The organism is Parashewanella sp. 2210YD4-3 (assembly GCF_056591735.1).
On sequence record NZ_JBWQOG010000008.1, the window covers coordinates 125,320 to 150,340 of the forward strand.

Genomic DNA, 25,021 nt, shown 5'->3' on the forward strand with positions numbered 1-25,021 from the left:
TCTTTTTTTGCTGTTTTGAGCTATAAAGCCCTTTCTATTAAAAAGTCAAAATCAACATGCTCAGAAAGTGTGCCTATGTTTTGAGTGCATGTAGGTGTTAACTTTTCTTCACAATAGATTTCGGCAACTTTAGATTCACCATAGATAATAAATGTATTGGCGATAAGTAACTTGGCAATTTTATCCATAATACTTCTTAATTGGGTTTCTTTTTGTATTATCGTGTCTTTATTATCAATTATCTCTGATAGCAATAAATCGTAATTTTCGTACAAACCACAAGAGCCTTTTAATAACGTCAATATACAATCTAGGTCTTTAGGTTGTTTCAGTATGACTCTGATTATGTCTAAACATTGAATGTTTCCAGAACCTTCCCAAATCGCATTGACAGGTGCTTCTCGATAGAGTCTAGGTAAAAAATTATCTTCTACGTAACCTATTCCACCAATGCACTCCATTGCCTCGTATATGAAATGTGGTGCACGTTTACAAATCCAATACTTTCCTATGGCTGTGGCAAGTCGAATAAAAACTTTCTCAATAGGGTCATCTTTTTTATCAAGTGCATGTGCGACTCGAAATGAAAGGGCTGTAGCGGCTTCAGACTCGAGCGCCAAATCGGCTAATACATTTTTCATCAATGGAGTTTGACTCAATACTGAATTAAAAACGTGTCGTTGGGAGGTGAAGTTAAGGGCATGAGATAACGCTGAACGCATTAGAGCCGAAGAGCCAATCATACAGTCAAAGCGAGTGAGAGAAACCATATTAATAATACTTCTTACACCTGCGCCTTCTTCACCTATAAGCCATGCGAATGCACCTCTAAATTCGATTTCAGATGATGCGTTAGAGTGATTGCCTAACTTATTTTTAAGCCTCTGAATTTGAAAATGATTTTTCTCACCGTCTGGCGTCCACCTTGGCAATAAAAAGCAAGATAGACCTTTATCGGTTTGAGCAAGCACAAAGAAAGCGTCTGACATCGGGGCAGAACAGAACCATTTGTGTCCAACAAGCAAGTAAGGTTCGCCATTGCCTCTATTATTTATCGGTTCGGCAAAAGTGGTATTGCGTCTAACATCCGAGCCACCTTGCTTTTCTGTCATTGCCATTCCTATCGTTACGCCTTTTTTTTCATAATAGGGTCTGTCTGAGTCATCGTAGGCGTTAGAAGTCAGTAAAGGTAGCCATTGTTCGGCTAGGTTAGGGGAATGCTTTAAAATCGCTGCAGCAGCAAAAGACATGGTTAAAGGACACCCTGAACCCGCATCAGCTTGCATGTGTAGAAATTCCATTGCGGCTCGTACCACATGAGAACCTACTTGTTCCTCAATCCAAGGTAAGGCGTGCATTTGGTGATTTATGGCATATTGCATCAATTGATGATAACTGGAGTGATACTTTACGATGTCAATTCTATTACCATTGCGATCATGAGTTTGTAATGTGGGTGGAAACTGGTTCGCTTGTTCTCCAAGTTCGATTCCTTTCAATTGATAGAATTGTCCCATCAAATTGAGCTTTTTTGCTCCCCAATTTCCGTTAAATTTATCAACCCAAAACCGTAAAATATTGTCGCTTGAAAATAAGTTGTGATTTTTCCATTGTGGCTGATTTTCTACGTTATGGGTGTTAAAAGTGGAAAGAAAGTCTATGCAGTTTGGTTTGATTACTTGGAAATTGTTCTTTGACATTTTCTATCTAGGTTTGTGATTTTTGAATATTTTCGAGCCTAGAGGCTCAACAGGAGCTTAATGAGGGAGTAAAAATGCGCTCCAGCTCAAAGCTGGAGCGATGGTAAAGATGTTATTGATTAGGTAAAGCTTGTTTAAAACAATAAGTCGTATAAGTAACCTGATACGATAGCCATCGTGATTACTACACCTAAGAAAGCTAGGAGGATTTTAATTTTAAAAATAGATTTCAATAAAATCACTTCAGTCAAACTTGCTCCAGCACTACCAATGATCAACGCCATTACAGCACCTAAGCCCATTCCTTTCGCAGCTAATGCGGCGCTCAAAGGAATTACCGCTTCAGCTCTAATGTATAAAGGTATTCCTATTACTGCCGCAACAGGAATTGCAAACGGGTTGTCTTTGCTTGCATATTGCGCAACAAAATCGGTCGGCATAAATCCGTAAATCATTGAACCAATTGCAATACCACCGAACAGATAGGGCAGTACTTTTTTAAAGTCTTTCCAAGTAGCATTCCAAATTTTTCGCCATTTTTTTATTGGTTTACTTGAAGCGCCACAGCCAGCAGAGCAGCTTGGTTCTGGCGCTAGATAAGCTTCAGCTTTGATGTATTTCTCAAACCCAAGTTTTTCAAGCAGATAGCCTGCAATAACAGAGACTCCCATTGCCATCACAAAATAAAATAGTGCTACTTTCCAACCAAAAGTTACCGTAAATAATCCGATAATGATTGGATTAAGTAATGGTGATGCAAACAAAAACACCATCATGGTTCCAAATCCAGCTTTAGCTCTCAGTAGCCCTTTTAAAAAAGGAATGGTTGAACAAGAGCAAAATGGAGTAATGGCACCAAGGAATCCTGCAACAATATAACCCTTACCATTCTTGCTACTTAAAATACTTTGTATTTTTGACGGGGGAATGTATTCCTGAAGCACACCAACGATATAACTGATCAACAGGAACAAAGCACTTAGTTCGAAAGCCAAGAATGCAAACATGTGTAGTGTTTCTTGCAGCTGAGTTTGAGTAAACATAATTTAAATCTCTATATTTCTGGAATGTTCGAAATATAAAGATTTAAATTAGATTGATCAAGTTATTTCTAGTAATATGGAAATATAAATTCCTTATTAAATTGCATATGAAAATCGAAGAAATTGCTAAGTGTTTGAAAGAGCTTGGGCATCCAACTAGATTGGCTATATATAAAAAGGTGGTTCGTGCTGGTTATGATGGCGTTGCGGTTGGAGTGATTCAGCAGGCGTTAGAAATTCCAGGCTCCACGCTTTCTCATCATATATCGAGCTTGGTTTCTGCTGGATTGATTTCACAACGACGTGAGAGTCGAACCCTGTATTGTGTCGCTCAGTACCAAGCTTTAGATACGGTTATTGGCTTTTTAAAAGATGAATGTTGTATAGATGAACGGTGAGACTGTTAAAGTCTCACCTGAGTTGGTTTTACATTTTCACTAGGGTAACAGCCTAGCACTTTTATATGAGTAGTTAGCTTAGTTAACTCTGCTAAGGCTTGTTGCATATTCTCATGGTTAAGGTGAGCCTCTAAATCAACATAAAACATTTCTTCCCAAGGATTACCCATTATTGGTCGGGATTCGAGTTTGGTCATATTAATGTCGAATTTCTGTAATACAAGCAAAGTGGAAACAAGGGAACCCGCTTGTTGCGACGTAGACATGATTAAGGTGGTTTTTGCTGGAATTTGTGATGACACTTCAACAGGTTTACGAGCCACTACAATAAATCGAGTATGATTTTCTGTCTGGTTAGCAATATTGCCTTTGATAGGTTGCAATCCATATAGCTTAGCGGTTGTTGCGTTACCTATAGCCGCAGTATCTTTTTTGTCTAGCGCTTTAACTTTACTCATAGCATCAACGGTGCTGGAGCAAGAAACCAAATTAATATTAGGTAAGTGGCTTAAAAATTCACTACATTGCTGATATGGCTGAGGGTGCGAATATAAAGTTGTCACTTCTTCGAGCTTAGTTTCTGAAGTCGCGACTAAGCAATGTTCTATCGGCAAAGTTAGCTCACCAACGATATATAACGTGGTATGTTGAAGCTGATCATAAACTTCATTGATAGAGCCTGAACTGGTATTTTCAATTGGTAAAACACCATAATCGGCATGACCTGATTCAACAGTTTTGATAATTTCTCTAAAGTGCTGGCAATTAAGTTCGATGAGGTCGGTGTTTTTGCGGCTAAAATATTCTTGGCTTGCAAGGTGGGAATATGAGCCCTTATCACCAAGAAATGCCACTCTCGCTAATGGTTTACGACAGGTTTCTGGGTTGGCCAAATTCTGTAAGTAGGCTTGCTGAAGTAATACCGAGTCTTCAATAATGGTATGAAAGAGCTTGGTAATGTATTCAGCATCGAGCTGATATTTATCTTTTCCAGCATTGATCAGTTTTACTAAAAGTTGCTGTTCCCGAGCTGCATCGCGGACTGGTTTGGCTGTTTGAACTTTACTCTTCGCTACTTCAAGGCTTAACTTACGACGTTCAGAAAGTAAACTTAGCAGTTCATCGTCAAGTTTATTAAGGCGAAGTCGTATGTCATCTAAAGAGTAAGTTGCTTCAGTCATTCCATTTTCTCTAAAAATTGCGTATTTACCTTATATTACCCCTCTGATTTTCTGTGAGCCAGTTATACTGTGAAATACCAATAAAAAATACTTTAAATCATGAAATTAAACACGTTTGAAAAACTTATTGTGAACAGTTCGGTTAGGTTTTGGGTACAAAACCGTATTGAAATGCCTACATTGATGTCGATGTTTGCTCAACCACCTCAAGCACCCACTACTGTATTAGAAATCGGTTGTGGTTATGGCAATGGCATTGAAGTGATAAAACGACATTTAAACCCTGAGCATATAACCGCAGTTGATTTTGACGATGAAATGGTAACGGCTACTCGTCAACGTTTTTTGGGTTCAAATAATATCACTATTCAACAGGCCGATGCTGCTCAATTGCCATTTGAAAATGAGCAATTTGATATGGTATTTGAGTTTGCCGTTTTTCATCACGTTCCTGACTGGCAAAAGGCGGTACAAGAAGTATATAGAGTCCTTAAACCTAATGGATATTTTGTTGTTGAAGATTTATATCGCTTATCCATTTGTAACCCAATTTCTAAACGACTCTTTGAGCATCCGCAAACAAATCGATTCGATCACTCTGAACTAGTCGTTCAGTTAGTCGATTCAGGGTTTAAGATAATTGAAGATAAGCATTTACTTAACTTGCTCGGAGCGGTTGTTGTTCAGAAGATTTAGAAAAGTCATCAGCTTTTCGACAAATGTGTTCAAATGACATTTATCAGATACTTATGCTTTTTCTACACTGTCGATATTCGTATATCCAATCTAGTTTTTCTTTCAAAAAATTTTGAATATTCGAACACTCTATCTTCATCACATCAAATTTCTGTATATATCCTTTTCTACAGCTTAAGTTTTCTCTTTATAATCCGATAACAAAAATAATATAAGCGGAAAGCAGAGATATAGATGTCGAACGTATTAAATAGTGTCGATCAACGCACCAAATTAGTTGGTAAGAACCGCCTCGAACTCTTATTGTTTAAAATTAATGCGACGCAATTGTTTGCGATTAATGTGTTTAAAGTAAGAGAAGTAGTTAAGCTTCCGAAGCTAAATGCTTTGCCTGGAAGTCACCCTCATATTGAAGGGGTTGCGACAATACGTGGTGTATCCATTCCTGTCATTGATCTGCGAAAAGCGATTGGTTTTACTCATTTGCCAGAGCATCAACAACCCAACCTTATCATCACCGAATATAACAGGACAGTACAGGGTTTCTTAGTCGGTGATGTTGAACATATTATTAATATGACTTGGGAAGACATTCTGCCACCCCCTAAATCGGTCGGAAAAAACAGTTACCTGACAGCCATCACTCGAGTTGATCACCAAGGTAGTAATCGATTGGTGTCGATTATTGATGTTGAAAAAGTGTTGGCGGAAATCATTTCGTACGATGTTTCAATTTCTCAGGATGTATTGGACACTCAATTGCTCAATGAAATGCATGGACGTAAGATTTTCGTTGTGGATGATTCATCAACAGCGAGAAACTTGATTATTGAAACATTAACGCCATTAGGTATTGAAATTATTGAAGCCTCGGATGGGCTTCAGGCTCTCAATATGCTTAAGAGTTGGAAACAGCAAGGTAAAGATGTCGTTGATGAAATTTTAATGATGATCAGTGATGCTGAAATGCCTGAAATGGACGGTTACAAGTTAGTTCATGAAATTCGTGCTGACGATGCTCTAAAAGATTTGCATGTAGTACTTAATACTTCATTAAGTGGCAGTTTTAATAATGCGTTGGCTGAGAAAGTTGGCTTTAATCGTTTTATCTCTAAGTTTCAGCCTGATGTACTAGTTGAAGCAGTACAAGAGAGATTGAAAGAAATTTTATAAGAGCTTAGACCCTATAAGTATTAAGCTTTGTTCACGAATCAACAAAATTAGTTGCTGCCATTACCTTTCTCTTTAACATGGAGTATGTCTTTTATTCTGTGAGGAATGAGTGATGGCAAACAAACTACTTAAGTTGTCATTTCTTATAATGGCATGCCTATTCTCAAACGTTACATTAGCCCAACTACCTTGCTTAGGAGACCCCGGCACTCCAGCTAAGCTTGGAGACGGTACCAAATCAAACCCTTATAAGATGGTGTTGGGTTATGACTTTTGTGATATCACTTTGGTGAATAAAAAGGACGAAGATCCACAAGCTAAAAATAAATCCTATCCACAAGACAGTATTTACCTTCAATATGATTATAAAGATGTACCTTATGGTTCTCTTGGGGGGAATGGTTTATTAATCAGTATGGTGGTCAATGAAAAAAGCAGTGCTAATTTTACGGTTGTAGAAGAAAGCACAAAAGCAAAATGTGGACTTGCTAAAGATGATAAGGCTGGAAATAATTCTGGAAATCAATTTAATTTTTATGATGGTGGTTGTGTGTATAACAAGCCTGAGAATGGCGGAAATAACTTCTCTGGTAACATCGTACTTAAAGTGAGTATCAAACAAGAGCAGCAAATAAAACGCTTTATTGATTCAAATGGTAAGTTAGAAAGAGGGCCACACGGAGGTTTGTTAGGAGCAGGCGTGATTGAATTTAAATGGGTAACACCACCTCAATATTCAAACTTTTATCTTAAGTCGAAGACTCATAATTCTCCTATGTTGACCTCTCAAGTTGAGTAAAACTCGATTCCAGCAGACTGCCTGTATTAATGAGGTCGTCTGCTGAAATATACTAGTAATGAACACTTTCCCCTACATTTAATTGATAAGGGTTTGCTTCTTCATAATACACATATGCACTAAAATCAGCGTGGTTGAGCGCCCCTGATTTATTAGTGCTTATTGTCATGAGCCATTTGCCCGCAGCCATGGGGGAAATTGAGTAATACTCGTAATCAGAAATAGTCCCTTTGTGTTTTGATGCCTGAAAGTGATCCGGTGCGGAAGATATTAGTCCTTGTCTTTCAATCTGACCATTAATGATGCCCTGACCACCATTATCATCATAGAATAATTTAAAAACTCCCATTGCCGTAGCAGGATTCTGATATACAAAATAAGTGATTGAGTCTGCAGGTAGAGTGAGGTCGCAAAACTTTGTATTGTTTTTGATCACATAAGGTGAACTTTGCGAACCAGTACCTTGAATGTTTGAAATGCAAGGAAGGGAATAAGCCAAAACTGATGCGCTAGCCATGCTACCCACAAGCATGGTGCCTAATACCATTGATTGTTTCATAGCGTTGCTCTCTATAGAAATAGAACAACCAGTATATCGCTAGATGATTAAAAAGATATGTTGCTTAGATTAATTATATTTGGGTTTAATAAGAAAGCCGACGAAGAAGTCGGCTCAACAAAGAGTTAGTGCTCTTCTGCTTCAATTTCAACTAAATTTTTGGCAAGTTCGATAGGATCAATTTCATGGCAATCACCATCTAACACCCAGTTAATGCCCATCAACACACCGTCGTTGTTAAGATCATCAACCCAAATTTCAAGATATTCACGAATGCTGATAGCAGCAGGCTTATACCCAGACCATTCTTCGATACAATGTTTGTTTGCCTCTTCTTCAGAAGACCAAACCGGCATTACATCGGTTTCTTCATATTCAGATGAATCACATACGACCCAGCCTTCGCCAGTTTCATCAAGTAATGCCCAAAATAGCTGTGATTCTTCTATGTTATTAATAAAAGCCGTTAGGGTTGGTGCGATATCTGTCATAATGTGTTCTCAAAGGTAACTGAATTAAGGCATTATACCATTCGTACCAATTAATTATGCCTTAGATGAAGCCTTAGCTCTGAAACTACATCGTTGTAATTCCTTTGCTAACGTTCTTCTTTAACCACAGTTAATTGATGTGAATAGTATTATAAGGCCAAGTTCATCACTAAGAACAGGAAATTAAGGAGCAATTTTTTATGAATAAGACGAGCCTATTAGCATTTTGCCTCTTATTTAGCTCAACAGCAGTGAACGCTCAAGATACAGAGTTTTATCAATGTCTGTCTAATTTAAAGCTGAAAGCCAAGGCAGAGGGCATAAGCTCAGCAACTATTGCTGACTCTTTAAATCGAGTAAAGCCGAGACCGAAAGTCGTTAAGCTTGATAAAAATCAACCTGAATTTAGCGCTACCTTTGAAAATTATTTTAACCGTAGGGTGAATGCTTGGCGGATCAGTAAAGGTCAAAAATTGTGGCGTAAGCATCGTAAGTTACTAAATCAACTTACGGTTAAGTATGGTATTCCTGGGCAGTATATTCTCGCATTCTGGGGCTTAGAGACCAATTTCGGTGGTTACAAAGGTAAGATGCCGGTTATAGATTCATTAGTGACCCTTGCCTGTAAACCAAGACGTGGGAAGTATTTTACCCAAGAACTGATTCAGGCATTAAAAATCAAACAAAAGAATGGCTTCAGTTACGAGAAAATGAAAGGCTCATGGGCAGGGGCAATGGGGCACACTCAATTTATGCCAACGGCTTATGCTAAATATGCAGTAGATGGTGACGGAGACGGAAAAGCAGATTTATGGAGTAGTGAAGTTGATGCATTAACGTCGGCAGCTAACTTTTTGCAACACTTAGGTTGGACTCGAGGTGAGCGTTGGGGCAGAGAAGTGAAATTACCTCAGGACTTTGACTATAGCCCTATCGGCGAACAAAAAGGCTACCAGTTGAGGAAGTGGCAACAGCTTGGTGTAACCATGGCTGATGGACGACCTTTAGCCGTAGCGAGTATGAAAGCAAAACTTTACTTACCGTCAGGGCACACAGGGCCAGCTTTTTTAGCTTACAATAACTTTAGTATCATTATGCGTTGGAATAACAGTGCTTTTTATGCCATTTCAGTCGGCCATCTTGCTGATCGAATTGCTGGTGGCACCTCTCTAGTCGTTCAACCACCTAAATTACCTAGAATTCCAAGAGGTGATTTAAAAGCCATGCAGAAGTCATTAAATGCTTTGGGATATGACACAGGAAAACCGGATGGGATTGTTGGCTCACGCACGATTCTTGCTATACAAAAATTCCAGAAAAAGAAAGGGTTAGTTGCTGATGGTTACCCGAATGAGGAAGTGTTAAATTTATTAGTGAAAAAACGTGAGAATTTAAAAAGCTAATGGATACTGTTGGTGTGAGAGTATGACAATACTCTCACACAACTGAACTTACTCTCCGTGTAAGGTTGCAACTAGAGTTCTACTGCCACCGTGATCCCTGTGTTCCCCTAGGTATATTCCTTGCCACATTCCCATGTTCAAGCGTCCGTTTGAAATTGGAATCGTCACATTATTACCTAATAGGCTGGCTTTAAGGTGAGCAGGCATATCGTCACTGCCCTCATAAGTGTGGCGGTAATAAGGCTCATTTTCAGGAACATGATGGTTAAAGTAGCTCTCAAAGTCTTGCCTAACCGTCGGATCGGCATTTTCATTAATGGTTAACGAAGCCGAAGTATGTTGAATAAAGATATTCAGCAGCCCGACTTCAAAGTGTTTTAACTCCGGTAGTTGAGCAACTACTTCTTCAGTTATTAAATGAAAACCTCGTTTTTTTGGTGAGATTGAAAAGCGCTTTTGTATCCACATAAGTTTTACTCGTTAATTGTTGTAAAGGCGACGGCCTTCACGCATCACTTGTATTAATTCTGGTGCGCTCATTTTCTTTTTTAATCGATGTTTAAACTCAGGATCATAGATACGATACTTCCCATGACGATCAATAATGGTAGTTTCATCTTTTTGGTAGATGGCAAAAATACGCTGATCACCCACATATACCCAATTATGGTCGCTTGGACTAAGTAGAGTGCTGCCACTACTGTAATCTGACACAGGGTTGGTGCAACCGAACACTTGAGTTAGCACGGTTGGTACCAAACCATAGTGACTTGTGCGGTAATTGATAACCTTACTACCAGAGTTAGGGAGGTGCATGATAAGAGGCACATTGACGTTATCAGGTGACAACAAATCCTTATAATTATTATCGTTAATCTTTAATACGTTGCCATTAATACCAGCAATTACTACAAGGGTGTTTTCAGGCAGGCTTTCTACTAGCATTTCGATTTGTTTATCCACAAAGTGGGCAGACTGGCGGTACTGATTAAACAAGACTCGTTGTGCGGGTGAGTAATCTTTAGGGGTTTTGATGGTTTTGATACCTAAAAAACCTACAGGCGTATCGTACGTTGACGTCGAATCCAGTGTTATGACTGAAAACCAAGGGTTAGATTGATGATGTTGCCACTTCTGGAAAAATTCTATTTTCTCGAGATCAGAAACCGTACTGTTAGCGTGAGGGCGAGCAAAGGTTTTGTCAAAGTCAGCAAACATGGCTTTAGGTTGTATGTAATTCAGTTGGCTTTTAGTAGAAAACAACTCTAGATTGTAACCTTTTTTCTTTAACTCCCGAGTAAAAATGGGACTGGTGTAGTTAAAGGCTGCATTATCCATATAGCTGGTTTGTAGTGAATACAAAAGCGAAAACATGCTGCTATTGAACTGTGTTCCACCGGTAAGGTGGTTGTTAAAAGAGATATTCTTTTGAGCATAATGGCTCAAAAACGGCATAGTGTCGTTATTGACAACATCACTGCGCAAACTCTTCACAGTGATCATTAAAATATTGGGTGTGCTGTTGGCTTGACACTGAAGAGGTGACATTGGGTAACTTAATACCTTTTCACCCTGCGGACGTTTTACTTGTGTAGGGCGTTCAAAGCCGTGGCTTTCCATAAAGGTCTTAGCCGTTGCAGGATAAGATACAGGGTAGGCATCATCGTAACGGGTTATATCAATATAGTTCGTGGCATCAGCCCAAATATGAATTAAATGACTGCTGACGAAAGCGGCTCCAACAACAAAGAGTACTTTGGGGCCATAATTTTTCCGTTGGATTTTTACAATACGTTTCCAAAGAAAATTAGAAAGAGTTAATTGGAAAATTAATATTGCTATCGGGATGGCAAGATACGAGGTACTTTGAACTAAGGAGCTAATATCTCCCCACGCTAACTCAAAAGCAAATGGACTTAAGTGTAAGCCATAGTCTTCAAATACTATGGTGTCGTATATTAACGTGCACAGACCCAGTGTTGCGATAACAGCTGCAAACCCTCTTAATATTCGAGAGTAGGGTAGAAAGATCGTAATCGGGAAAATAAATACCAGATAAACGATAAAAGCTAAAAAGGTAAATTGGCCTAAAGTATATAGTGAAAGATAGGCCACGCTGATAAAGGTTTCAGGCTCTCCAATGCTAGCGATGTAGCGCCAGCCAACCATCATTGCTAACAGGCCGTTTATAAATGCAAACCAGTGCCCCCAGTTGATGAGGTTTGACACCTTGTCACGTCCAAGTTGTTTTTTTCGTTCAAAAATATCTGCTTGCATTCAAGTATGGCCTGTTAAATGTTGCCCAAGTTGTTATAGCATAAACTCATAGATTATACCCGAGGTTCATATTACCACGAGTATAAAAGCTCTATTTTGTTGACTGAGTTAAGGCTTTAGCAAATTGCTCAGTAATTGATGCTCTTGCTGCTTCTGGAATTTTAGTTTGTAATAAGTGAGAAACGCAGTTTCCTAATACCATTAAGCTTAAATCGGTAGAAGATTCATGCTTTTCAAGTACTGCTAATACCTCAGCAATAAGGGATTCTACTTGCTGATTATCGTATTTTGATTTAATAGCCATAAAAATGTTTCACAAAGAAAAGAATTAGCAGCATATAATACCCAAAATTTACCTGACTATCACTACAAAGCCTTATGACAATTACCATTGACCAAGCGATTATTCACGAAATTACTCAAAACAATGAAGGTAAGCTCTCTTGCCGATTACGTCCACAGCCGCTTCTAAATGGTCAAGCGGTAGAAGTGATGCTAGAAGAGTTGCATCAGACCTATACCAGCAAAGCTGGGAAAGGCTTCGGACACTTTGGTGTGCCAGAAGGTAGTGATGCCGAGGCAAATGATGCTTTTTCTAATGCATTAGATGAATATCGTTCAGGTGATCTTGGTTTTGTTGAGTTTTCTGGTAAAGCTGGAAAGTTATTGCAAGATGAACTTGCTAAATATGACTTCAGCCAAGGTGGTTTTTTGTTAATGGCCTGTTATACCAGCTTAGCCAGTGAATTTTTATTTGTGGCTTTGCTTAATGCTAAATCTTCTATGACAGTATTAGATGACATGGAGCTGACTCAAAATAATCACCTCGATTTAAGCAATCTTCAGTTAGCGGCACGAATTGATTTAACTGAACTTCAAGCCGATCCTGAATCGAAAAAATACATATCGTTTATTCGTGGTAGAGCTGGCCGTAAGGTGGCTGACTTCTTCTTAGACTTTATGGGTTGCGTTGAAGGCGTAAACACTAAAGTCCAAAACAAGAATTTGATGAATGCCGTTGAGGACTTCGTTGCGGGCAATGAGCTAACAAAAGAAGAGCGCCAAGAAGTACGTGAAAAGGTATTCGATTTTTGTAAAGAGCGTAGCGATGAAGGTCTAGACATTGATTTAAAATCTTTGGCAGATGAAATCACCGAAGATGGCATGGATTCATTTTATGATTTCGCTAACACAGGTGATTACGATCTGGATGATGAGTTTCCCGCTGATAAAGCAACGCTTCGACAACTCAAAAAGTTCTCAGGCACAGGTGGTGGTGTGAGCTTAAGTTTTGATGGTAATCACTTAGGTGAGCGTGTGATTTACGACCCAGTGTCTAACACTGTTTTGATTAAAGGCGTACCAGCGAATTTGAAAGATCAGTTAGATAGACGCTTGAAGGGTGAATGATTTCTGTGGCTCTGGATTTTCCAGAGCCATTCTGTGATTGAAGTTATTACTTTAAATTGAAGTTATTTTGAATACCTAAAATGTATTTTAAAGCGTCTTCTGCACCTTTTTTACTATAAATAGTCGTTGTATCCGCGTTGTCAGAAAAACTGATAGAAAAATCCTTTTGGGAGTGATACAAAATCGGATCCATATCGTCCCACACAAAAGGATCTTTTACCCATTGCCCATCTTTGCACTGACTCTTTAAGTTTTCTGCGACATTGCCGGCTAATGCTGATAAATGCAAAAATCGGAAGTTTTGGGAGTTGCACGGCTTGGCTTCAGTATAAGTGAAGACACAATTTTGATGATTAATATCACAACGAAAAACCAAAGTCCGATTAGATGAATTGACTGGCACAGAAGTCGCTTTGAGGTGCTTTCCGTCGAACAAAACCTTCCAGTCACCAAAATGCTTAATAGGTATACTAGCTATAGCTGGAGCACTTAATACTGCGATAAGTAATATTAATTTCATTCTTCCTCCCTTTGCTGCGGTTTTTGCTTTTTACTGACCCTAAGGGAAATAGTATCGCCAAAATACTTAATCCAAGCTGAAGTTAAGGCGGGGTAACAAGATTTTTAGGTGGTATTGCATATTTAGTGGAGGTAAGTTCAGCTAGGCTGCAATGGGTCGATAAATTAATCTCTATCAAATACTAATCTTTCATCAAGCTGCTTGTTAAGAATACACTCACTATCAGAGATATGGTTTTTTTACTCAAGTGGCAATCAATGTTGGCTTACAAGTACAGCTATAACTGGCACACAGTTATAGTCGCTGTGAACTCTAGTCAGTATGAACAAATGATCATTTTTAAAGGAGATTAAATTAATAGTGACTTACTAAGCCCCGTTTTCAGTTTAACTCAAGAAATATTAGAGCAAGAAGAGTACTCAATTCGCCCTACACCGATTTTAGGAACGACTTCAGCTGATGATTTAGCAGAACTAAGGGCTAAGAGGATGCACCCTGTAGTGTTAACAAATGATGCGATTACTAATAATTTTAATGTTGTTCATGGTCGATTTATGTCACGTTTGTTCCCATCAATACACGATATCCAGCATTTAATATTCTTAAGTCGGATACCTGAAATTGGAAAGAGTTTTTACTATTGCTGGATTCTATAAACCAACAAGTAATAAAGACAAGAGAAAACACTGAGTGTGATAATTTAAGGCCTAAGTTAATTAAATTTCTTTCTCATATTCAACAGGTTATAGATGGCATAAATATAGAAGGGCTTGATGCTGAAAATTTAAAGGAAGTATTGCTTTCACAATTAAACTCAAAAGAATTTGGTCAATTCATTCAATCTTACCAGATAGAACGTTGTTTTCTTGATCAAGACTTGATTATAAATGATCCACAGTCAGTATCTGCCATGGCAGCAAATGATTTTGAAGATTATTTTTTTCAAGAAGAAGCCGAGATAGAACTTAACAAGCTTTTACTAGTTTGTATTTGTTTGTCATTTATTTATAAGGAAGATGAAGGAAGTTTAGAAAAATTTAAGCAGCCATTTGAATTGCATTTAAAACTAAAAAAGCACCATATTAAGCAGCAAATGAAAAGATACTTTGCTGTTGATAAACATTTAAAACAATCTGCTGAGGTTACTGAGTTTGAATTGAAACTCATGTCATATTTATTAGAAGATATTAAATGATAAGTTGTGACCAATTAAAAGTGCTGACCCTGTTTTTGCAATAAAAAGGCTGGAAGACCAGCCTTTTTATCTTGATGATACTTTTATCGATCAAACACCAATCTTTCACCGAATTGCTTATTGATGATACGTTCGCCATCAAACATATGATTACCGTTAACCCAAGTGCCAATCACGCTTGATTGGAAAGTGTAACCATTAAATGGTGACCAACCGCAGTGATAGCGAATGTTTTCTTTAGTCACTGTATGAGGCTTATTAAGGTCAAGCAGCGCCAAGTCAGCAATGTAACCTTCGCGTAAATAACCACGGTCTTTTAATTGATAACGCTCAGCCACGGCATGGCTGGTTTTTTGAACGATCTTCTCTAGGCTAAAGTTACCGTTGTGGTAATGCTCAAGTACAGAAACTAATGCATGTTGTACTAATGGAAGACCAGATGGCGCTTTAAAGTAGCTTTCGTTTTGCTTTTCATCCCATGTATGTGGTGCATGGTCGGTTGCAATAATATCAATAACATCGTCTTGAACAGCTTTAATTAGTGCAAGTTGGTCGCTGGCTCTCTTAACCGCAGGGTTACATTTAATTAAGCTGCCAAGCGTGTCGTAATCTTTGTCATTAAAGAATAAATGGTGAACACATACTTCGGCTGTGATGTTGGCGCCTTTTAGGTCGGCAAGCTGTTTATTCTTTTGGAATAAGTAAAGTTCATCAGCCGTAGTTAAGTGAAGAACATGCAAACGAGACTTATGCTTAATCGCTAATTCAGTCGCTAATTTCGATGATGCTAAACAAGCTTCGCGTGAGCGGATTTCACCGTGCAGATTCATCGGAATATTATCGCCATATTTAGCTCTATATTCTTCTTCTAACGCTGAAATCATTGGCGTATTTTCACAGTGAGTCGCGATGACGGTTGGTGCGTTGGCAAAGATAGCATTTAGGGTATCTTCGTTATCTACCAACATATTTCCTGTAGATGCACCCATAAAGATTTTGATACCACAAGCTTGGTTAGGGTCGAGACTTTTAATGACTTCTAAGTTGTCATTTGTGGCACCAAGATAGAAGCTGTAGTTAGCTAATGAACCTTTTGAGGCACGAACGTACTTATCTTCTAACGCTTCTAATGTCGTGGTTTGAGGGTTTACATTTGGCATTTCCATAAAGCTGGTGATACCGCCTGCAACCGCCGCTCTAGACTCACTCGCAATAGTACCTTTGTTTGGAAACCCTGGCTCCCTAAAGTGAACCTGATCGTCGATCATTCCTGGAATTAAGTGATTGCCGTTAGCATCAACGGTTTTTGCATCAGCAGGAGCGGTGATCTGGCGATCTATACGACTAATGCGACCATTTTCAATTAAAACATCCTGAGTGGATATTTTACCTTCATTGACCAGTTGAGCATTACAGATAAGCGTTTTCATAGGGCACCTTATTGCTTAGGTTATATGGTCGATATAATACAACATTTCAGTGAATTGTGTGCGGCAAATCACAGTATTTGATGTTTAAAATTCTTAACTCGCCACAATGGTAAAACTTGAGTAAAATACTCGGTTCTTTAATGTAGTACAGCTTATTGGCTTTCGCTGATGGAGCTAGACCCATAATAATGGGATAGAGGTGGACTGTTTATCTGCCGAGGAGTTTTGATGTTATTGTTTGTGAATGATTTAACCGTCATTGATTTTTCTTATTTGTGCGCTGAACGCGGCATGGTGGGCGAAAGCTGGATTGTTGATGTAGTGCTTGAAGGCGGGCTTGATGATCAAAATATGGTCTTAGATTTTGCCAAAGTAAAGAAAACCATTAAGCGAACCATTGATGATGTATTAGACCACCGTCTTGCTGTACCTACTTTGTCTCAAGCGACATCTTATCAAGTTCAAGGCGATGGTATTACCTTTGTCGATTTCAGCTCACAAAAAGGCAGTATTCATTTACGTTGTCCTGAACAAGCGTTTACGTTTATCGATTCTGAAATCATCGATCACGCAGCAACCATTCAATTTTTAAATAATGAATTGAAAAAGGTGTTGCCAGATAATGTACTCAATATCGAATTAGTATTGCGTGCCGAAGAATTAAACCGTCCTTACTATCACTACAGTCATGGCCTTAAGAAGCATGATGGAAATTGTCAGCGTATTGCCCATGGCCATCGTAGCCCAATTTCTGTATTTATTGATGGCGCAGAATCACTGCTATGGAATGAATATTGGGCAAACCGTTGGCAAGATATATATTTAGGTACCCAAGAAGACCTAGTCGAGCTTTCTGATTTAGCAATTAATGCTAATACGATTTCGGGCGACACTCACTATGGCTTTAAATACCAAGCTCCACAAGGTGAGTTTCAGTTAGCGATTTCAAAAGCCGTTTGTGACATTATTCCTCATGATACTACTGTAGAATTATTAGCTGATTTTGTTGCAAACCATGTCGCTAATGAATTACCCGATGCTAATGTATTAGTCAAAGCCTATGAAGGTGTTGGCAAGGGTGCTATCGCAAAACGCTGATTTTTCTTGCTTCTTAAAAAAGAGTCTGACTTAATATTGTTATTCGTTAACAATGTGGCTAATTCCATGAAAAAGCAGACTCTTTCTTATTTCCTATTTTTCCCTTTTCTATTTTTATCATCTCTGGCAATAGCCAACGACACCATCAAACTGTTTGGAAAATTTGAGCAGGGTACTTTAGTGAAAGGTCTAGCTCCAGTTGGTGCTCAACTATTTCTTAATGGCGAGCCTGTACGAGTATCTAATTCAGGTAAATTTGTAGTTGGATTTGGGCGTGAAGCTCAGTTAAAAAATACCCTTACAGCTATTTTGAGTGATGGCTCAAAGATGAGCAGAGAAGTGGTTTTATCGAAAAAGAAATATCGTATTCAGCGAGTAGATGGCATCGCTAAGCAAATAATGAAACCTGACCCAAAAGCCGTGGCTCGGGCAAAAAAAGACAGTAAGCAAGTTCGAGAAGCAAGAAATACCGACTCTGATTTAGATGGTATTTTCACTCGATTTATTTGGCCTGCGAAAGGACGTATTTCTGGCGTGTATGGTAGTCAGCGGGTTTATAACGGGATTCCCGGCCGACCGCACTATGGTGTAGATGTAGCTAAGCCAACAGGAACTCCAGTTGTTGCTCCGGCCAATGGCGTAATCACTTTAGCTGTTCCTGATATGTTCTACTCCGGTGGAACCATCATTATTGACCATGGCTATGGGGTTAGCTCTAGCATGCTTCATTTAAGCAAATTAGATGTAGTGAAAGGGCAAACAGTAAAGCAAGGGCAAAAAATTGGAGAAATTGGGTCTACAGGTCGCTCTACTGGGCCACATTTAGACTGGCGCATTAACTGGTATCAAATGCGCCTTGATCCGACTACCATAGTGCCTTCTATGAAAGAGACATTAAAGCAATAAACTTATCCTGCTGATAGATAAAAGGTTGTACCTTGTTCACTGATGTTGCAAACAGCGCCATTTATTTCGAAAACTCTTGTAATTGGGTTACCAGGACTATGAGCAGCAACATAAAACAGGCAAGTTGGTGTTGGGTGTTTATGCTCTTCACCATTTTTTGGGTGATACACCATGGAGAACAATAGCCCAGTATCAAAGTCCTCATTTTCACCGAGAAGTTGTCCAGTGTTTAACCCTTTTTCTGGAGTAATGACAGTTCCTGTTACTTCTTGCTTATCTTGACTTACATCGGTACCAGGTGCGGTTTGATCTAAAGGTGAGCATTGATCGTCTAGGTTTACAATATCCGCAATCTGATTTACATGTTCGGCTCGCACCTCCCAGTTGCCATGTTTACTGCTAAATTTCATTTGAGTATGAGCACCACATGGCAAACCATGCGCCAAAGTACTAAAAGAAAGTAAGGCTAAAGGGAATGCAAGCCAAGCTAAAGGTTTCATTGTTTTTTCCTCAGAATTATTCCTAAATATTCCTTTCTATAATCTTTATTCTGTACTGAATAAGACCTGTATGAACTGGTCGTTTTAGCACTCTAATTCTGCTAGTTAAATTTAAATATTTTTTACTGGATGATTTAATATAGAAAAACCTAGCGGTGAGGGCTAGGTTTTCATTTTGAGATTATTATTGATATTAATCCTGTTTGGTTACAACTGTTTGACCAATCGGAGCGAGTGTCAGTAAGGCCAATTTTAAGTGAGCAATACCAAATGGGATACCAATAATGGTAATAAAACAGGCTAGGGCATGAGTTAAGTGACCGATTGCTAGCCAAATACCAAAACATAAGAACCAAATAACATTACCTATAGTGCCAAATACTCCTGTGCCGATATCCTCAAAACCTTTCACATTACGACGATTGGTTTGCTCATTGCCAAATGGCCAAAATGCCATTTCACCAATGACAAAGCATGCTCTTCCAAAGGGAATACCAATAATACTAATAAAACAAATAAGCCCAGCTAACCACCAAGCTAAGCCCATTAAAAAACCACCCATAATGAACCAAGCAATGTTAAAGATAAATCGTAATACAGACATAGGAGTTTTTTCCTTTCTAAATTTAATCTAATGCTTCTGAAGCAGTTTATATGCCAAGGTGCTAATTGCTTAATTTTACGCTTTATATCGGCAATGAGGTAGAATAGCGGCTATGTTGAGTTAGTCATAATTACCACAAATTGATGAAATTAACCCAAAGCCCTGTTACTACCATTAATTTACTTGAACACGAATTACACATTAAGCGTGATGACTTATTGCACCCTGAATTCAGTGGTAATAAGGCTCGAAAATTTCATTATTTTTTAGAGAATGAATTTCCAGAAATAGACACGCTGGTGGGATATGGCTCTTGCCAAGCGAATTCTTTATGGTCACTGGCGTGTTTGGCTGAACTCAAAAGCTGGCAACTTAAATTTTATGTAGATCGCATTCCCACTCATTTGAAAGAAAACCCAGTTGGCAATTTTGCAGGCGCGATAGCAAAAGGGGCTGAGGTTATTGTATTTCCTCAAGAGTTGAATCTTACCGCAGATGAAAAGCAAATCTGGTTAGAGCAAAAATATCATCATCAAACGTCAAAGCTATTGGTCCCAGAAGGTGGGCGTTGTGAATATGCTCGTTTTGGAGTGCATAAATTAGCACAAGAGCTAGAAGCTTGGTGTACAGAAAAAGAAGTGAAATCAGCTAAGGTTTTCTTACCATCAGGCACGGGCACTACAGCATTTTATTTACATGAGTACTTAGCCAACAATGCTCCATATATTGAGGTAGTAACCTGTCCAGTAGTTGGAGATGCAGGTTATTTACAGAAACAGTTTAAAATGTTGGCAAATCAAGGTCGTTCATTCCCTTCAATCATTAGCCCTGCTAAAAAATATCATTTTGGAAAGTTATATCCAGAATGTTTTGAGATTTGGCAACAAGCCCATGCTTCAGGCATCGAATTTGAATTACTCTATGACCCTGTAGGGCTTATCGCACTTAAGGAATATCTCAATACATTGGGAAATGAAGCGATAATTTATCTTCATCAAGGCGGGCTAAAAGGTAATGAAACCATGCTTAAGCGGTATCAAAGAAAAAGCTGGTCATAATTACACTCTAGGGCGTGTTGATTTTTCGTGATTATTTTTGCAGCGATAAATTGGTTATCTTATGCAAGGCAGAGTTTGTGAAGTGTGGTTACTCCACATAAACAAACGATAACGCAGCAGAAGGGACCAATTTACGCTGTCTTCGATGCTTTTGAGCACTTCCTGTTCGGTGTTGTGACCAGCTTACTTAGATGGCTAAGCTTCACTGCTCACGCCTTGAACAGAAAAGTGCTCAAATAGCACAAAATTTAATCCTGAAAGATCAACACGCCCTAGTCCGATTTGACTATCAAATAATGAATTTGAGTTATTTCCTTTTGTTGCGGATGGTCAGAAGACTGTGAAAATGAATCAATCCAAATAGAATATTTTTTGCCATTTACGGTAAATCGTAAAACTTCTTTTAATGGCAACTCAAGCTCTTGGTTGCTTACTGCAAGTAGTAAATGTTGTGTATCTTTTTGATTTGAAAACCTGAATATCTGAGTTTCATTTTGATCGGTAACGGAAAAAAAGTTAGCTCCGGTAATGCCTTTTTGAGCAATTAACCCCAAATCGTCTTTTAACGTAAAACTGCTTTCTATTCCTTGAGGGGTATAGAATTGGTGCGATTTGACTTTACACGTTGAGCATGAAGTTGGTAGGTTTTCATCCCATGTAAATTGCTGCTTGTTTTGGAATAGTTGCCCATTGTTGATCGACCAAAGATTTTTGACTTCTTGGCTGGACGCTGAGCATCCGCCAAGAAGTGTGAAAACCATGATGAGGAATGCTGCTTTAATCATTACTGAATGCTCTTATTTGTTGTAATAATTCCTGTGGTGGTTCATTTTCTTGAATTAAAGGCTGATTATCATTATTCATGACATGCTCAGGCTTTATTGTTTTTGAATTAAAACCAAGACCACTTGCATTCCCACTCCAATAACGATTAAATCTTAGGTTGATTAAGCTCCACTCATTAACATCTCTAAGATTACCGATAATGCTGTCATTATTAACGCTTCGTGAATAAGGTAGATTATCGATATTGTCATTACAGTTAAAATCAATAGCTACTGAATTATCATAGCCAAAGCCTTGTATCTCTGTAATGGCTGCTTCATCAATATCTCTCGACGTACCAGATGAGTAGCCCATTTTAAAATCAGTAGGCGATGCTGCTGGCCCGAAATTTAATTGGTTATCTTCTAAATTACAATTTAGGTTATCCTTAAAAAATCGACGGTAATATCTGTCACCTTCACGGTTTCCTATAGTCGGCAGGCCATCAAGTTGATATAAGTAATTCATCACGCTTAAGAAGTTCGGCTTGTAATTAGTATTTTCATTACCACCGTGTAATAAGCCTAAATTGTGACCTAATTCATGCATGATGGTAGAAGCCTGCATGTTAAAAGCAATGTTTTCAGAGCGTTGATTGTTTAAGTTTAACCCCCATCCACCCATGCTAATAAAGAAGTCATTTCCATTAATTTCAGCAATTCCTGATGACCCTGCACTACCATCTTCTTTCTGGCTATTTGCCATTAGCATATAGTGAAAAATGGGACGGCGTCTTATGTCGAAATTTTGGGTTTTATGCTCAATAATACTCGGGGCGGTATCTGTAGGGACCCAGACAGTTTGCTTATAAAATGGAATTTCATTACCACCGCCCAAGTCCATACTTTCGAGTGAAATGCCATTGCCATTGTGATACAAATCTCCAACATCGAAGTGGACGCTATAACCTTTTTCTTTAAAGGTATCGACGACTTTTGTTAATGCTGTTTGGTGTGGAATAACGCCAGCATCAGTGCTTTTCATATAATCGACTTCGATGAAAATATCTTTTTGGTTCTGTCTCGCCCCCCATTGATAAAGAGGTAAGCCCGCAAACGTACTATTTTCAACTTCTGCGCAATCAGGTATACCATCAGAATCGGCATCAACATTACAAGATGTAACGTCATTCTCTCCGCCTGGAGTCATGAAACGAGATATTTTCCAGTCTTCGGCAACGTTATTGTCTTCGTCATTTAAACTTCGAACGATGCTAAAGCCTAATGTCTCCTCTACAGATGAAACGCCTACACCTGACCAGTTTTTGGGAGTGACGGGGTTTTGTGAATTATTGCCGAAGCGAACAAAATCGATAGTTTGCGTTTTTTGAGAATTGAGCAGTTCAATAAAGCCATTAGCAAACCAAGCGGGTCTGATATTGTCAGTACGATTACCGATGAGAACAAGTTGCTCTGATCCAATGTTGCTGTTTTGCCAAAGGGAATTATCAAAACGACTTTGAATGATGATGCGTTGACCTGTTTTTATAATTTGGTCTGGCAATTCGAAATAATCGCTATCTGTAATCTGATTGGAGTCTAAATTAATGCTTTGCGTATGAATAAGATAATTAGCTAGATTTATATCTTTACTAGAGCCGTTGTAAACTTCAATCCAGCGATTGTCATCGGTAAATTGGCTGGTTGAAAACTCTGTGATAAGGAGGTCGGCTTGATGAGTTATGAAATGAGAGACTATTCTGGGTTCAGCGGCTACACCTGAAAAGTTTTTGATCTTATCTCCATTAACTCTTAATCGATAGCTTGTAGCCAATTTTAATTCTACAGTAGGGGTTAATGTAAAGTTCCTCTTATTGCTGAAGTCGACATTGAGTGGAACACAAGTATTGAAATCATCACTCGATAATTGAAAGGCACTATCGCAGCTTGCTGATGGTGCTGAATTTACAAATTGAATGATGTCATCAAAAACGAGTGATATAGGTGTTGAGATACTAATTTGTTTGGCGCCAGCTTTGAGTGAAATACTAGTAACTTCAGGAGCCGTTGTATCTACTAGGTTTAAACTATAAGTTGCAGTTGAAGTGAGATCGCCATCACTGGTTTTGAATATAATACTATCAGTAAGAGTGTTATCAGCATTGTGAGTGTATTTGTAGCTGTTTGCGTTTGAATCAATGAGCTCAAGGGCACCATGTTCTGGTTGTTTTTCTATTGAAAGGCTAAGCGTATCATCGTCAGGATCAGTCGCTTCTACAGTGAAAACCTTGCTTTGATTAAATTCCACCTCAATAGAAGCATCAGTAAGTATTGGTTGGCGATTAACGTTTACAATTTTTGTTGAAATACTTTGTGAACTGCTGGCTCCGGCATCATCTGTCACTCTGATCGTGAAGGCTAAAGTCTTGTCATCTTTGACTTCAGGTGTGGTAAAGGTAACGCTAGCAGCATTATTCGCAGATAAGGTTAATTGAGGGCCTACGGTTTGTGTCCATAAGTAAGAAGCAATGCTTCCATCAGAGTCTGTGGCATTAATGGATAAGGTTACTTGAGAACGTTCTTCAATACTTGGCGGCGTCGAATGAGAAAGCTGCGGTGCTTGATTTATCTTTTGTTCGTCACTGCCTCCACCTCCACAGCCCCAAAGGGATAATAAAGAAATTGCGAGCAGAGAAAGTTTTAAAGTAGAAATGCGCAAAACGGAATTCCATTTCATGTAAAAGTTTCATTATTATCAAAGTAAGATAAAAAAACCAGATGTTATGGTTATGTTCTATTACTTTTGCAGCTATGTGTTAGGGGCTGTTTATCTTTCGTGATGTTTTTTCAGCGATAAATTGTTCCTTATCTTGTTGTAAATTTGTTGTTTATTGGTAAAGTGCTCCGTTCTTAAAAGAAGAAAGGAGTAATAATAATGAATAAATTATCGGCAGGAAGCGCTATTAAAATTGCAGTGGGAGCCGTTGCGATTATGGCTGTGGCTAGCTCATTTTATACTGTAGATGAAGGTCATATGGGAGTAGTCAAACGTTTTGGTGAAGCAAAACACCAAGAAACTCCAGGCTTACATTTCAAAATCCCTTTCATTGAGACAGTTGAAACCATCGAAGTTCGAACACGTAAAAATTCCGAAAAAATGGCATCAAGTACTAAAGAGCAAATGCCTGTTACCGTTGAAGTAAGTGTTAACTGGACAGTAAATAAAGAAGCGGCGTTAGATCTATATAAAAAATACGGTGGGTTAACTCAGTTCGAGCAGCGTATCCTTGACCCTCGTTTTCGTAGTGCCACCAAGGATACCATTCCTCAATTTGAAGCAGAACAATTGATCCAAGATCGAGCTTCAGCCATTCAGGGGATCGAACGTCGTTTATCTGAAGAAATGTCTGCTTTCCCTGTGATAGTCGATAACATTCAAATCGAAAACATTGTGCTACCGCAAAAATACATTAATTCGATTGAAATTAAACAAACAGAAAAGAACTTAGCTGCTGCAGAAGAACACAAATTAGAAAGGCAGCGACTAGAGGCCTTGCGTGCAGTGAATACAGCAGATGCAAAAGCAAAAGGCATAATCAAAGTGGCAGAAGCTGAAGCTCAGGCTATTGAATTTAAAGGTCGAGCAGAAGCTAAAGCGATTAAAGCCAAAGCTGAAGCGTTAAAAAATAACCCATTGATTGTAAAATTAACCGAAGCTCAGGCTTGGGATGGTAAACTTCCTGCAACTATATTGGGAAATGGTGCGATGCCAATAATGGATATGCGCTCATTAGAGAATAAAAAATAAGGTTATAC

The 25,021-nt window shown here is 38.7% G+C and carries 25 protein-coding genes; 11 read left to right on the forward strand and 14 right to left on the reverse strand.

The genetic code is table 11. The annotated features are described in order from the left end of the window. Positions 1-20: 20 nt before the first annotated feature. Together AC1EU0_RS13260 and AC1EU0_RS13265 are read right to left on the reverse strand one after the other, a co-directional pair. Positions 21-1,700, reverse strand: coding sequence for an acyl-CoA dehydrogenase family protein (locus tag AC1EU0_RS13260; RefSeq protein ID WP_480302942.1), 1,680 nt, complete (start codon positions 1,698-1,700; stop codon positions 21-23). Positions 1,701-1,834: 134 nt separating this feature from the next. After that, positions 1,835-2,743 carry a permease gene (locus tag AC1EU0_RS13265; RefSeq protein WP_480302943.1) on the reverse strand — a complete coding sequence of 303 codons (909 nt, stop codon included), beginning with the start codon at positions 2,741-2,743 and terminating at the stop codon, positions 1,835-1,837. Positions 2,744-2,850: 107 nt separating this feature from the next. Between AC1EU0_RS13265 and AC1EU0_RS13270 the strand changes: the two genes are divergently transcribed. Next, positions 2,851-3,141 carry an ArsR/SmtB family transcription factor gene (locus AC1EU0_RS13270; RefSeq protein WP_480302944.1) on the forward strand — a complete coding sequence of 97 codons (291 nt, stop codon included), beginning with the start codon at positions 2,851-2,853 and terminating at the stop codon, positions 3,139-3,141. 5 nt (positions 3,142-3,146) lie between these two features. On the opposite strand, the gene pheA is transcribed toward AC1EU0_RS13270, so the two are convergent. Further along, positions 3,147-4,322 (reverse strand): prephenate dehydratase, encoded by a 1,176-nt coding sequence (gene pheA, locus AC1EU0_RS13275; RefSeq protein ID WP_480302945.1) that lies wholly within the window; start codon positions 4,320-4,322, stop codon positions 3,147-3,149. A 99-nt stretch (positions 4,323-4,421) separates the two neighbouring features. On the opposite strand from pheA, the gene AC1EU0_RS13280 reads away from it, so the two are divergent. The 3 genes from AC1EU0_RS13280 (at position 4,422) to AC1EU0_RS13290 (ending at position 6,990) form a co-directional block, all read left to right on the forward strand. After that, positions 4,422-5,018 carry a class I SAM-dependent methyltransferase gene (locus tag AC1EU0_RS13280; RefSeq protein WP_480302946.1) on the forward strand — a complete coding sequence of 199 codons (597 nt, stop codon included), beginning with the start codon at positions 4,422-4,424 and terminating at the stop codon, positions 5,016-5,018. 234 nt (positions 5,019-5,252) lie between these two features. Then, a complete protein-coding gene (locus tag AC1EU0_RS13285; protein ID WP_480302947.1) occupies positions 5,253-6,191 on the forward strand; it encodes a chemotaxis protein CheV in 939 nt (312 codons plus the stop codon). A gap of 112 nt (positions 6,192-6,303) precedes the next feature. After that, positions 6,304-6,990: a hypothetical protein gene (locus tag AC1EU0_RS13290; protein ID WP_480302948.1), complete on the forward strand. Its 687-nt coding sequence runs from the start codon at positions 6,304-6,306 to the stop codon at positions 6,988-6,990. Positions 6,991-7,042: 52 nt separating this feature from the next. Here AC1EU0_RS13290 and AC1EU0_RS13295 read toward each other — a convergent pair whose 3' ends face one another. Both AC1EU0_RS13295 and AC1EU0_RS13300 read right to left on the reverse strand, forming a co-directional pair. Continuing rightward, a complete protein-coding gene (locus AC1EU0_RS13295) occupies positions 7,043-7,549 on the reverse strand; it encodes a hypothetical protein (RefSeq protein WP_480302949.1) in 507 nt (168 codons plus the stop codon). 125 nt (positions 7,550-7,674) lie between these two features. Beyond that, on the reverse strand, positions 7,675-8,040 hold the full coding sequence (locus tag AC1EU0_RS13300) for a DUF2750 domain-containing protein (RefSeq protein ID WP_480302950.1): 366 nt from the start codon (positions 8,038-8,040) through the stop codon (positions 7,675-7,677). Between the two features lie 200 nt (positions 8,041-8,240). On the opposite strand from AC1EU0_RS13300, the gene AC1EU0_RS13305 reads away from it, so the two are divergent. After that, entirely contained in the window at positions 8,241-9,443 is a 1,203-nt protein-coding gene (locus AC1EU0_RS13305) for a lytic murein transglycosylase (protein WP_480302951.1), read from the forward strand. Between the two features lie 48 nt (positions 9,444-9,491). Here the strand turns inward: AC1EU0_RS13305 and AC1EU0_RS13310 are convergent, their stop codons facing one another. The 3 genes from AC1EU0_RS13310 to AC1EU0_RS13320 form a co-directional block, all read right to left on the reverse strand. Continuing rightward, entirely contained in the window at positions 9,492-9,911 is a 420-nt protein-coding gene (locus tag AC1EU0_RS13310; RefSeq protein ID WP_480302952.1) for a secondary thiamine-phosphate synthase enzyme YjbQ, read from the reverse strand. Positions 9,912-9,923: 12 nt separating this feature from the next. Further along, the gene (locus tag AC1EU0_RS13315) at positions 9,924-11,708 is read right to left on the reverse strand and encodes a DUF3413 domain-containing protein (protein WP_480303000.1); all 1,785 of its coding nucleotides are present in this window, start codon (positions 11,706-11,708) and stop codon (positions 9,924-9,926) included. 103 nt (positions 11,709-11,811) lie between these two features. Then, on the reverse strand, positions 11,812-12,024 hold the full coding sequence (locus tag AC1EU0_RS13320) for a YejL family protein (protein WP_121838085.1): 213 nt from the start codon (positions 12,022-12,024) through the stop codon (positions 11,812-11,814). Positions 12,025-12,098: 74 nt separating this feature from the next. On the opposite strand from AC1EU0_RS13320, the gene yejK reads away from it, so the two are divergent. Then, on the forward strand, positions 12,099-13,130 hold the full coding sequence (gene yejK, locus AC1EU0_RS13325; protein WP_480302953.1) for a nucleoid-associated protein YejK: 1,032 nt from the start codon (positions 12,099-12,101) through the stop codon (positions 13,128-13,130). A gap of 46 nt (positions 13,131-13,176) precedes the next feature. On the opposite strand, the gene AC1EU0_RS13330 is transcribed toward yejK, so the two are convergent. After that, positions 13,177-13,650, reverse strand: a complete 474-nt coding sequence (locus AC1EU0_RS13330; RefSeq protein ID WP_480302954.1) for a hypothetical protein — start codon at positions 13,648-13,650, stop codon at positions 13,177-13,179. Positions 13,651-14,290: 640 nt separating this feature from the next. On the opposite strand from AC1EU0_RS13330, the gene AC1EU0_RS13335 reads away from it, so the two are divergent. Further along, positions 14,291-14,845 carry a hypothetical protein gene (locus AC1EU0_RS13335; RefSeq protein WP_480302955.1) on the forward strand — a complete coding sequence of 185 codons (555 nt, stop codon included), beginning with the start codon at positions 14,291-14,293 and terminating at the stop codon, positions 14,843-14,845. Between the two features lie 83 nt (positions 14,846-14,928). Here AC1EU0_RS13335 and AC1EU0_RS13340 read toward each other — a convergent pair whose 3' ends face one another. Next, positions 14,929-16,275 (reverse strand): dihydroorotase, encoded by a 1,347-nt coding sequence (locus tag AC1EU0_RS13340; RefSeq protein WP_480302956.1) that lies wholly within the window; start codon positions 16,273-16,275, stop codon positions 14,929-14,931. Between the two features lie 228 nt (positions 16,276-16,503). Here AC1EU0_RS13340 and AC1EU0_RS13345 point away from each other — a divergent pair, with 228 nt between their 5' ends. Then, entirely contained in the window at positions 16,504-17,373 is an 870-nt protein-coding gene (locus tag AC1EU0_RS13345; protein WP_480302957.1) for a 6-carboxytetrahydropterin synthase, read from the forward strand. A gap of 66 nt (positions 17,374-17,439) precedes the next feature. After that, positions 17,440-18,279 (forward strand): M23 family metallopeptidase, encoded by an 840-nt coding sequence (locus AC1EU0_RS13350; RefSeq protein ID WP_480302958.1) that lies wholly within the window; start codon positions 17,440-17,442, stop codon positions 18,277-18,279. A 2-nt stretch (positions 18,280-18,281) separates the two neighbouring features. Here AC1EU0_RS13350 and AC1EU0_RS13355 read toward each other — a convergent pair whose 3' ends face one another. Together AC1EU0_RS13355 and AC1EU0_RS13360 are read right to left on the reverse strand one after the other, a co-directional pair. After that, positions 18,282-18,779 (reverse strand): hypothetical protein, encoded by a 498-nt coding sequence (locus AC1EU0_RS13355; RefSeq protein ID WP_480302959.1) that lies wholly within the window; start codon positions 18,777-18,779, stop codon positions 18,282-18,284. Positions 18,780-18,972: 193 nt separating this feature from the next. After that, entirely contained in the window at positions 18,973-19,383 is a 411-nt protein-coding gene (locus tag AC1EU0_RS13360; protein WP_480302960.1) for a YccF domain-containing protein, read from the reverse strand. 143 nt (positions 19,384-19,526) lie between these two features. Here AC1EU0_RS13360 and AC1EU0_RS13365 point away from each other — a divergent pair, with 143 nt between their 5' ends. After that, complete coding sequence (locus AC1EU0_RS13365) at positions 19,527-20,441, forward strand: 1-aminocyclopropane-1-carboxylate deaminase/D-cysteine desulfhydrase (RefSeq protein WP_480302961.1); 915 nt, start codon at positions 19,527-19,529, stop codon at positions 20,439-20,441. Positions 20,442-20,713: 272 nt separating this feature from the next. On the opposite strand, the gene AC1EU0_RS13370 is transcribed toward AC1EU0_RS13365, so the two are convergent. Together AC1EU0_RS13370 and AC1EU0_RS13375 are read right to left on the reverse strand one after the other, a co-directional pair. Beyond that, positions 20,714-21,226 carry a hypothetical protein gene (locus tag AC1EU0_RS13370; protein WP_480302962.1) on the reverse strand — a complete coding sequence of 171 codons (513 nt, stop codon included), beginning with the start codon at positions 21,224-21,226 and terminating at the stop codon, positions 20,714-20,716. Beyond that, positions 21,219-23,924: an Ig-like domain-containing protein gene (locus AC1EU0_RS13375; protein WP_480302963.1), complete on the reverse strand. Its 2,706-nt coding sequence runs from the start codon at positions 23,922-23,924 to the stop codon at positions 21,219-21,221. Before AC1EU0_RS13375 ends, AC1EU0_RS13370 begins: the two co-directional genes overlap by 8 nt. A 216-nt stretch (positions 23,925-24,140) precedes the next feature. Here AC1EU0_RS13375 and AC1EU0_RS13380 point away from each other — a divergent pair, with 216 nt between their 5' ends. Then, positions 24,141-25,013 carry a prohibitin family protein gene (locus AC1EU0_RS13380; RefSeq protein ID WP_480302964.1) on the forward strand — a complete coding sequence of 291 codons (873 nt, stop codon included), beginning with the start codon at positions 24,141-24,143 and terminating at the stop codon, positions 25,011-25,013. Positions 25,014-25,021 lie beyond the last annotated feature (8 nt).

Coding starts and splice junctions, on each gene's coding strand:
- AC1EU0_RS13260 (WP_480302942.1), bottom strand. CDS start 1,700: ATGTCAAAGAACAATTTCCAAGTAATCAAACCAAACTGCATAGACTTT.
- AC1EU0_RS13265 (WP_480302943.1), bottom strand. CDS start 2,743: ATGTTTACTCAAACTCAGCTGCAAGAAACACTACACATGTTTGCATTC.
- AC1EU0_RS13270 (WP_480302944.1), top strand. CDS start 2,851: ATGAAAATCGAAGAAATTGCTAAGTGTTTGAAAGAGCTTGGGCATCCA.
- pheA (WP_480302945.1), bottom strand. CDS start 4,322: ATGACTGAAGCAACTTACTCTTTAGATGACATACGACTTCGCCTTAAT.
- AC1EU0_RS13280 (WP_480302946.1), top strand. CDS start 4,422: ATGAAATTAAACACGTTTGAAAAACTTATTGTGAACAGTTCGGTTAGG.
- AC1EU0_RS13285 (WP_480302947.1), top strand. CDS start 5,253: ATGTCGAACGTATTAAATAGTGTCGATCAACGCACCAAATTAGTTGGT.
- AC1EU0_RS13290 (WP_480302948.1), top strand. CDS start 6,304: ATGGCAAACAAACTACTTAAGTTGTCATTTCTTATAATGGCATGCCTA.
- AC1EU0_RS13295 (WP_480302949.1), bottom strand. CDS start 7,549: ATGAAACAATCAATGGTATTAGGCACCATGCTTGTGGGTAGCATGGCT.
- AC1EU0_RS13300 (WP_480302950.1), bottom strand. CDS start 8,040: ATGACAGATATCGCACCAACCCTAACGGCTTTTATTAATAACATAGAA.
- AC1EU0_RS13305 (WP_480302951.1), top strand. CDS start 8,241: ATGAATAAGACGAGCCTATTAGCATTTTGCCTCTTATTTAGCTCAACA.
- AC1EU0_RS13310 (WP_480302952.1), bottom strand. CDS start 9,911: ATGTGGATACAAAAGCGCTTTTCAATCTCACCAAAAAAACGAGGTTTT.
- AC1EU0_RS13320 (WP_121838085.1), bottom strand. CDS start 12,024: ATGGCTATTAAATCAAAATACGATAATCAGCAAGTAGAATCCCTTATT.
- yejK (WP_480302953.1), top strand. CDS start 12,099: ATGACAATTACCATTGACCAAGCGATTATTCACGAAATTACTCAAAAC.
- AC1EU0_RS13330 (WP_480302954.1), bottom strand. CDS start 13,650: ATGAAATTAATATTACTTATCGCAGTATTAAGTGCTCCAGCTATAGCT.
- AC1EU0_RS13340 (WP_480302956.1), bottom strand. CDS start 16,275: ATGAAAACGCTTATCTGTAATGCTCAACTGGTCAATGAAGGTAAAATA.
- AC1EU0_RS13345 (WP_480302957.1), top strand. CDS start 16,504: ATGTTATTGTTTGTGAATGATTTAACCGTCATTGATTTTTCTTATTTG.
- AC1EU0_RS13350 (WP_480302958.1), top strand. CDS start 17,440: ATGAAAAAGCAGACTCTTTCTTATTTCCTATTTTTCCCTTTTCTATTT.
- AC1EU0_RS13355 (WP_480302959.1), bottom strand. CDS start 18,779: ATGAAACCTTTAGCTTGGCTTGCATTCCCTTTAGCCTTACTTTCTTTT.
- AC1EU0_RS13360 (WP_480302960.1), bottom strand. CDS start 19,383: ATGTCTGTATTACGATTTATCTTTAACATTGCTTGGTTCATTATGGGT.
- AC1EU0_RS13365 (WP_480302961.1), top strand. CDS start 19,527: ATGAAATTAACCCAAAGCCCTGTTACTACCATTAATTTACTTGAACAC.
- AC1EU0_RS13370 (WP_480302962.1), bottom strand. CDS start 21,226: ATGATTAAAGCAGCATTCCTCATCATGGTTTTCACACTTCTTGGCGGA.
- AC1EU0_RS13380 (WP_480302964.1), top strand. CDS start 24,141: ATGAATAAATTATCGGCAGGAAGCGCTATTAAAATTGCAGTGGGAGCC.